The sequence below is a fragment of the uncultured Slackia sp. genome (assembly GCF_934630525.1).
In the GTDB taxonomy this organism is placed as follows: domain Bacteria; phylum Actinomycetota; class Coriobacteriia; order Coriobacteriales; family Eggerthellaceae; genus Slackia.
Map to the genome: position 1 here is coordinate 22,797 of NZ_CAKTVX010000016.1, position 8,477 is coordinate 31,273.

9 protein-coding genes are annotated in these 8,477 nt (G+C 57.9%); all 9 read right to left on the reverse strand.

Annotated elements, in window-relative coordinates; all coding sequences use genetic code 11:
• Positions 1–22 precede the first annotated feature (22 nt).
• On the reverse strand, positions 23–1,909 hold the full coding sequence (locus tag Q0D41_RS09765) for a hypothetical protein (protein WP_294378694.1): 1,887 nt from the start codon (positions 1,907–1,909) through the stop codon (positions 23–25).
• Positions 1,906–2,424 (reverse strand): TadE/TadG family type IV pilus assembly protein, encoded by a 519-nt coding sequence (locus tag Q0D41_RS09770; protein ID WP_294378697.1) that lies wholly within the window; start codon positions 2,422–2,424, stop codon positions 1,906–1,908. Before Q0D41_RS09770 ends, Q0D41_RS09765 begins: the two co-directional genes overlap by 4 nt.
• Positions 2,408–2,596, reverse strand: a complete 189-nt coding sequence (locus Q0D41_RS09775) for a hypothetical protein (protein WP_294378700.1) — start codon at positions 2,594–2,596, stop codon at positions 2,408–2,410. The genes Q0D41_RS09770 and Q0D41_RS09775 overlap by 17 nt, the downstream gene beginning before the upstream one ends.
• 14 nt (positions 2,597–2,610) lie before the next feature.
• On the reverse strand, positions 2,611–2,880 hold the full coding sequence (locus tag Q0D41_RS09780) for a Flp family type IVb pilin (RefSeq protein WP_294378702.1): 270 nt from the start codon (positions 2,878–2,880) through the stop codon (positions 2,611–2,613).
• Between the two features lie 12 nt (positions 2,881–2,892).
• Positions 2,893–3,363, reverse strand: a complete 471-nt coding sequence (locus tag Q0D41_RS09785) for a type II secretion system F family protein (protein ID WP_294378706.1) — start codon at positions 3,361–3,363, stop codon at positions 2,893–2,895.
• A 205-nt stretch (positions 3,364–3,568) separates the two neighbouring features.
• Positions 3,569–4,099, reverse strand: a complete 531-nt coding sequence (locus tag Q0D41_RS09790) for a type II secretion system F family protein (protein WP_294378708.1) — start codon at positions 4,097–4,099, stop codon at positions 3,569–3,571.
• Positions 4,100–4,584: 485 nt separating this feature from the next.
• Complete coding sequence (locus Q0D41_RS09795) at positions 4,585–5,904, reverse strand: CpaF family protein (protein WP_294378711.1); 1,320 nt, start codon at positions 5,902–5,904, stop codon at positions 4,585–4,587.
• Positions 5,901–7,268: an AAA family ATPase gene (locus Q0D41_RS09800; RefSeq protein WP_294378714.1), complete on the reverse strand. Its 1,368-nt coding sequence runs from the start codon at positions 7,266–7,268 to the stop codon at positions 5,901–5,903. Before Q0D41_RS09800 ends, Q0D41_RS09795 begins: the two co-directional genes overlap by 4 nt.
• Entirely contained in the window at positions 7,265–8,146 is an 882-nt protein-coding gene (cpaB, locus tag Q0D41_RS09805) for a Flp pilus assembly protein CpaB (protein ID WP_294378718.1), read from the reverse strand. Before cpaB ends, Q0D41_RS09800 begins: the two co-directional genes overlap by 4 nt.
• Positions 8,147–8,477: the final 331 nt, after the last annotated feature.

Sequence of the window (8,477 nt, forward strand, 5' to 3'; positions counted from 1 at the left end):
GCGCCGCTTGCAACCGACCGACTCATGAGCCGCCCCCTTTCAGCGTGCGTATCGCTTCGGCAACGGGCCCCGTCCCTCGCTCGGCGACGGGCAACGTATTCGACGTCACGCTTTTTGCAGCAGCCGTATTCGCAGGTTCAAGGCCCGCCGCATTAAGAAGTTCCATCAGCTGGCCTGACGCCCAGTCGCCCAAACCGGCAGCACTTACCAAAGGAAGCGAATCGAGCACATCAGATACGCAGTCGCACATGCCTTCGGCACCCTTGCCATATGCCGAAAGCAAACCAGACCACAGTGCAAGCACGACTTCACCCCCGTCGGAAAGCGGTGGACCGATACCCTCCGACACGTCATCAAGGAGATGGGCGAGCACATCTTCGTTTTCATCTTCGACAAGAATGGAGGCGGATATCGCCGCGAACTGTCCCAGATCGGGCCCCGTAAAAAACGATCCGCCCCGCTCGCTTTCCAGACCGCCCGCCAACGCCGCAAGCGCACCATATCTTCCTGGCGGATAGGCCTCCACCCTGTTGCCCGCGGCTTCCCTTATCGCCGCGTCGATAGCATCGAGCACCTCACCCACCGAATCGCGAACCTCGCCCGACGCGCGCACGGCTTCATTTTTCGCACGCTCGTAATCGCGCGCCGATTCAGCGACTTTTCTGAAATGATGCTCAAAGCCGTTTTCGACAGAAGTCGACGCTGTGGCAACCGAACCCATAGATGCCGCATCGAAGCCGCACGTTTCGCATGTTGAATATGCCCCTGCATCGAGGGCGGAAATCGAGCCGAGCCCCTCGATTTCCGTTACCGCCGGACACCCCTCCCAAGCATGCAGCGCACCGCCCGAAACGGGATAGACCGAATCGGTGTATAAATCGGTCTCTTTCATCTCGTTGGTATTGCGCGGCAGAATCGGGATGCTTACTTTGATTGCGCCATCAGGCATTTCGGCCTCATAAGCCGCGTCTACCTCTTTTTTGGCATATTCGTAAAAACGAGCCCGCAAAGCACTTCGTGCGCGTTCCTCTACGCTGGAGCCCTCAGGTGCCTCGAATTCCGCACGCAAGCGGTAATACGTTTGCGCCCTTTTGATTGCCATGGAATACGACCAGGTGTTCACGCTGCTCGCCATGGGGTTTTCGGCAAGGCCCATGCCCGCAAGCGACTCGGCGCGCTCGCGCATGCACGGCTCGGGATATGCCCCGCAATCGGCGAGCCAGCCTTCGCGCAAAGCGTCATTTGCCTGCACGGCCGCCTCTTCGGCCGCCTGCGCGCCTTCGGAAATAGAGGCGCTTTCGTCAAGCGCGACCTGGACGGCACGCGCCGCAGAATGCCCCGCGCCGCACGATATATCGGGCGCATCAAACGGCACGAGCTCCACGTAGGCAATTGCATCAAGCCCGATGGCCTCGGCATTCTCAGAAGCGATTACCTGGGCCTGCGCCTGCGCCGCAACCACCAAGCCCTTTTGAGCCGCGTTAAGCGCGGCTTCTTCTGCACGAGCCACATCTTCACGCTTATTCAGAACCGCCCGCCCCGCATCAAGGAACTTCAACCCTGCCGCCTGCGCACCAGGAACGCAACAGCACACCGTGCCAACCCCCAGAAGCGAAATTCCCGTAAGCGATAGCGTGAGCAACGTGGCGTCGGCCGCACGTACCGCCAGCACAAATTCAGACACTTCGTTTTCCGCGGCGAGTGCGCAAGAATCGGCCACGGCCTGCACGCCCGCCGCGCGCGAAAGCGACCGCGACGTCCAGAGCCCGAAAAAGAGCAGCGAGCACGAAAGGAGAATGGCAAGGGCGGCGCCAAGGGTGGTAAAGCCGCTTTCGCCGCGAAACAAGTCGGCCACGACGCGCGGCGAGTTGCAGCGAGAATCCAATTTGGACTTTCCAGCACGCCTCATGCCTTTTCCTCCCATCGGTCAATCCACGATTCATACGAAAGGCCGAATTCCGATTCCAGCGCCCAATCGTCATGGACGTCCATCTCGCGAAAAACCTCTTGGCGAACGAGGCCGTTGCCACCCACGAGGCCTAAAAAGTCCAACCCTTGCCCCACGAGCGGCAAGGGTTTGTATTCATGGGAAATGCGCACCGAAACGCATTCGCCGTCCTGCCCCGCGCCCTGCACTTCGACATCCCACGGGCCCTCATGAAAGGCGGAAACAGCAGGCACCGCGTCCAGTCGACGCTGCACGTATTCAATAACCTCGTCTTCATCCGCAGCGGAAGCCGTCTCGAGCACTCGGCAGCCCTCACTCGCAGCTGCCTCCATTACCACACGATCGAACAGCACGATGCCGGGCTGCACCGCAATAACCAGGCCGAAAAGCAACACGGGAATAAGCAACGCCGCCTCAACCGTCGCCTGCCCGCACGCGCCACGAAGACGCATAGGGGGCTCAAAACGCCAGCACATCAAGAACCCCTTTCGCAAGACGATGGGTCATAGGCTGCAGAACAACGTCGGTAAAAGCCCCGGAATCTATCGCATGAATAAAAGCGGACAATCCGATTGCAACCGCGATAAAAGCCGTAACGGCCAGGGCATACTCAACCGTCGACTGGCCGTTTTCCGCGTTGAGCAACACGTTTCGCCCGTTCGCTAAAGCCCGTTTATGCCGTTGGCGATCGCATTCCACAGCTCCTCGATTTTCGGGCGAAACATCGTGATTGCCACAATCGCTATTACAACAAGCACCCCGACCAAGATTGCATATTCCGTGGTTCCTTGCCCTTTTTCGTTCATGAGACGCATATGCGCTTGCGCCATACGACGACGCGCACAACTGCCCAAACGCTCCCACACCTCCCCCATACGCCGCACCGCGGCACCGCAACGCACGTTTGCATTCTTCGTAATCTTCGATTCCATAACTCCCCCTTTTCATTGCACGAACCCCAAAAACACCGGGGCCATTACGACAATCAACATGGCTGGCAATATGAGCACTGCGGTGGGCACGAGCATCTTCACGGGGGCCTTAGCCACTTTCTCTTCCATCTTCGCCCTGTAACACCCACGCGCTTCACTCGCCAGCGCCTCAAGCATGCGATTCATCGGGCTGCCAAAGCGCAGGCAACGAACCGCATTGCTCGCAAATCGCTCGAGCGATGTCACGCCGCTAGCCACTCCGAGCTCGAGCAGCGCATCGTCACGGGAGACCAAGCCGCTTTCCCACTTCAAGCACGCTTGCCGGCACAAAAGAGCCAGCTCATCATCAAATCGAAAGCAATACGATCGAAAAGCCCGCTCGAACGACATTCCAGCGCGCATGCCAAGCGCAAGCGCATCAATCATCTCTGGAACGTGCCGCTCAAGCGCCAGCTCGTATGCCTCCTTTTGGCGACGCGACACCGTACGTCGCCTTTCGCCACCGCTCCAAGGCAAAACGCCAGAAGCGCTTCTTGCACGCTTTCTGCGACGGCGCTCACGTCGACAATCGACTCCCCAGGAAAACAAATTCGCGAATGCGATCACGGCGAACAGCCCAACCGCAACGACCAAAATCGCTTCCATGGCACACCCCCAACCGACCAACCGAAACAAAGCCAAACTCGCTCTAGATTTCAACCGCAAGCATTCGCCGGACCAAAAGCACGCCGCCCCCAAGCATCGCAATCGCCATCAAAAGCAGAACAACCCCCTGTGCGCTCGAGAAGAACGGATGCAAAAACGCCGGATCAACCGCGGAAATTACAAATACGAGCGCGAATGGCATAACGCTTACGATTTGGGCCGAGAGCTTCGCTTGCGCCGTTTGCACCCGCAAAGAACGACGCAAATCCAAATCTCGAGAAATCGACTCTTCCGCCGAACGCAAAACTGGGGTGGCGCTGCCGCCGCACGCATACTGCACGTCAAGCGCCATAGCGACGAAAGAAAGCTCCGGCAACTCGGCAACTTGCTTAAAATGCTCGAGCGCCTCGTTCATCGAATAGCCCAAATCCAAATCGCGCGACACGCGGGCAAAAAGGCTGCGCGCTGGCTGATCGATTTGCTGAGCCACCTCGGAAAACGTTTGCGGAAGAGACAGGCCCGCATGCATGCACGCCTCCATGCACCGCAACGCATCGGGAACTTGTTCGCGCAATTGGGCACGTTCCTTTTCGATAGCGCGAGTCAGCACAACTCGCAAGACGACGACGCAAAGGACCAGCGCACAGAGCACCACCACAAACGACCGGAACACCACAAGCAGCAAAATTGCGAGAGCGAGCACTGAAGCGGCAAAGAGAGAAGCGAGCCCTTCGGGCGTCGTGTCGACCCCTTTTCGCGTAGCCAATCTCGAGGCATCGCGAAACGATTGTCCAGCGGGCGTCGAAACGATTCTCTTGCAAAGGGGAAGAAACGACGTGACGCCATTTCTCACGTAATACAGCGACACCCGGCAAACCGCATCGCGAGCGCGAGCGCGCAAAATCGCGAAACGCCCAGCTCCTCGCCCATTCGCCGCGCCCTGCACGCGAGCCCTCTGCGACGCGTAAGCGGCCCCACGAGTCGCAGCCATAGCACGCTCAAAGCCAAGAAATGCCGACCTGCCCACGACAAACGCGCATCCAAACGCTGCAACAAACGCTACGAAAGCGAACACGCCCGCTTCCACGACGCCACCTCCTCGCCCTCAATAAGCCCCATATCTACCGCATCATCGAGCCACGAAGGCGCCCGTGCCCACACTCCCTCACTTTCGAGGGATCGCCGAGTAAACAAGGGATCGGCCACGCATGCCGAATTTTCACCACGACGCATCTCGGCAATCGCGCTTACGAAACGCCTGCCATCGCGCGAGCGCGACGTTTGCACCGCAACATCGATCGCCGATGCGATGTTTTCTTCAATCACCTCTACGGGCAAATCGAACCCATAGCGCACCATGGTGACCAAGCGAATAATCATGTCCTCGGGCGAATTGGCATGCAGTGTGGTGAGCGACCCATCGTGACCGGTATTCATGGCCTGAAGCATTTCCAACGTTTCGGCGCCACGACACTCGCCAACGATTATTCGGTCGGGACGCATGCGCAATGCGTTACGCACCAAATCGCGAATCGTGACCTCGCCTACGCCTTCGGCGTTAGTTTTTCGCGCCTCCATGCGCACCACATGAGGATGCTCCGTAAAACGCAACTCCGCCGAATCTTCGATGGTCACAATGCGTTCGGTTGCCGGAATCTCACATGAAAGAGCGTTAAGCAGCGTGGTTTTACCCGACCCTGTGCCGCCGAGAACCGCGATGTTTTTACGCGTTCGAACAGCCCAAACAAGAAGTCGCGAAACCCGGCCGTCAAGCGATCCCGCATGCCGCATATCCCCAAGCGTCATCGTTGTATTGGCGAACTTGCGAATGGTGATGGTCGGCCCATCGAGAGCTATGGGCGGAATCACGACGTTCACGCGATGGCCGCCAGGCAAGCGCGCGTCGACCATAGGGGAACTCTCATCAACACGACGGCCAAGCGGAGCCAAAATGCGATCGATGAGCGCACGAACCTGCGCTTCATCAGAAAACACCGCCGCCTCGCGCACTAACAGGCCCGACCGCTCGATAAACAATGACGACGTTCCGTTCACCATGACCTCGGTGATAGTCGGATCCTCAACGAGCGCCTGTAAAGGGCCCATGCCGAATACGATATCTTCCAAATCACGCGAAAGCCGCGTCTTCAGTTCGTTCGATCTGCCCGCCCATCGCGGCGAAGCAAACGCCTGCTTGCACGCGCTTTGCAATTCGCTGCGCGCACGGCGAGGATTCTCATCCGCGAGCCGCGCGAGCACATCCCCCGGAATTATGCGACCGACATCTTCCTTCAACTCGTCGAGCATCCACCCGTCATCGCGCGCCCGAATCGCGGTGCCTTCCGCTTCGGCAAGGCGAACGCGCGAAGAGAGCGTCATCGCCTTGCCTTTCTACCGAAAAGACGTCCGCGCCTACTTTTTGACGAAAGGGATTGAGATACGCGTTTTACCTGCTCATCTGAAAGGATTTTCTCAAGAAGCGCTACGGTCTCGTCCGTAAGCGGATTTCTTGATTCAATGAATTCCTGCACGAAGCCCGCGCCTAGAAGCTCTTCCACATCGCGGCGGCCATTTGAAAGTTCGATCGCCGTTGAGCCCTTTAAGGCGCACGATGCGTCGACGGCAGAAAGCAGGCTCTCGCGCTCATGCTTGTTAATCGCATACACAAAACCGCTCGTCGCAAGCCCCATACGCGCGCACAGCTCGACAGCATGCACCGTTGCCTCAAGCGATGTGGGACGAGCGTCCATAAGGAAGACGACCGAATCGGCCGATTCGATAAGGCGTGCATGGATTTCGCTCCAAAATGCACCGGCGCATGCCACGACAACATCGTAATCGCCCCGTGCGGCATCGATGATATCAGGCAGCTCACCAGCAATTTCTTCGGAAGATTCCAAACGCGAGGGCGCCGCGACAAGGGATGGCTTCCCCGTTGATTTGGCGTCTTCGTTCAAACGCGTCATGAGCGACGGGTTCGCAACGACCTCATCCATTCGAACGGGCTCGCGCACGCCTAGCATGCGATGCATATCGCCGAACTGCAAATCGGCATCAATCGCAAGCGTTACGAGCCCCGCCTTTGCGCACAGCGAAGCCAGCAACGTGGCGATGGTGCTCTTTCCGCATCCCCCGCTCGCTCCGACAACCGCCACAACCGTCCCGGCTCCCTCTTTGGAAACGCAGCGCCTTTCTTTGCGCGATTGCGTCGGACCATCCGAAACCAAGAATGCCTGCGATTCGCATTCGCCCTCCTCAGCGCAGGCTTTTGCGCCGTTGGCGGGTTTCATATCTGGTTCTTTTCCGCAGCCGTCATTGCGATCGAACGACGGGCCCTCTTCCTCCTCGCGGCTGATTTTCCTGCCTCGCTCGTCCCAAAGGCTTTTTGCAAACACAAAACGATCAACAAAACACGCCTGGGAAAGCACGCCATCGACCTTCGCAACCGATGCCCTGCTCGCAAGCGATCCGTTGTTCACCGCACACGCCAAATACACCTTTTTGAATGGATCGTCGTATTTCAGCGCCGCCGCAACATTAAGCGGCTCCATGTCGTCGCAGGAAACGACCCATGCTTCCTCGATACCGTCTCGTCGCGCTGCACGACGGCATTCTTCCGCAGTCGCGCAGCATTCAATCCAAGAAACCGCTTGCAGGCTTGATTCCTCCAAACCAAGCAGCTGAGGGTTTCGCAGCGATTCTTCATCGGCACACAACACCACGCGTTTTGTCACGGAAATCACGCTTCTTTCTTTCCATTGAACTGGGTTTTCGATGACCCCTCAACACCCGATGCCTCTTCACCATTCGCTTCCCCCGTCGAGCTTTCCGCCGAAAGGGAAGACTCGCTCAAAGCACCTGCCGTTTTCGAGGCACTCGTTTCATTTTTTCCTTCGTCGCCCTCAACCGCATTTTCTGAATCGGCCGCCATCTCGCCACTCTGGGCCTTCGCGCTCGAACGCATATCGCTTGCCACGAATTTCTCTGAAGGCAGCGTGAAATACAGGTCGCTCACACCCGCCGCCGCGATAAGCTCGTTCACTTCAGACGGCTTTGCCGCAAGCGTTATCCACGAAACGTCGTTTGCTTCGTCTTTTTTCGAACCCGTTGATGCGCTTGTTGCGAGCACTTCGACATTGGCCACAAGCAGATCGGTCGACTTCGCCGAAGTGGAATACACGTTCACCTTGTCGCCCGCTCGCACCGATCCACCGACTGCAGAAACCGCCTTCGCGGGCACGCTCACCGCACAGAGGCCATCGGGCACCTGCAACACCGAGCCATCAACTTGCTCGAATCGCTGCGTGAGCAAAACCTCGCCTGAATAGATTCGCGCCTGAGCCGGTTGAGCCTTAATTTGGGCCAAATCGGTAACGGCCCCTTCAGGCAATAATTCGCCCGGCATGAGCCTTCGCTCCACATTGGCCGAATCGACCTTCGATCCCTCGGCTATATCACACGTCGCAACATAGGCCTCCACCTGCGTAGAGCCGTAACGCGCAAGCACCTCGGCGCGTTCTTGTTCGACATTCAGTTCGATTTCATGCGCATAGAGCATCATGCCCGCCACGCAAACAACCCCACACACCACACCAACAATAAGGCTTCGCCCTTTTCTCATTGGCTCCCCCATTTGATTCGTCTTCCGCTTATGCGGCTCTTGCGACATCATGGCAGCGAAACCTTGCCCAAACCTTGCCCGTGCGCATGCGCTTTACATGCGATTTCCCCTTTGTTTTCGTTGCGTTTTGCCGCGCGCATCCCTCGCTTTCCCTGTATTTCGCACGCGATTTCGGCATGAACATGCGTCAGATTCCATCGGCTTCACGTATGCCTGGCTTCGCGAAACCGACGCAAAACCGCCCTCGCTCCAATAGCGCGAATGCTCCACGCAAGGCGGCGCAGCTTCGAGCGCTCAAACGACCTTTTTATCTTTTTCTTAAGTCGTGTAC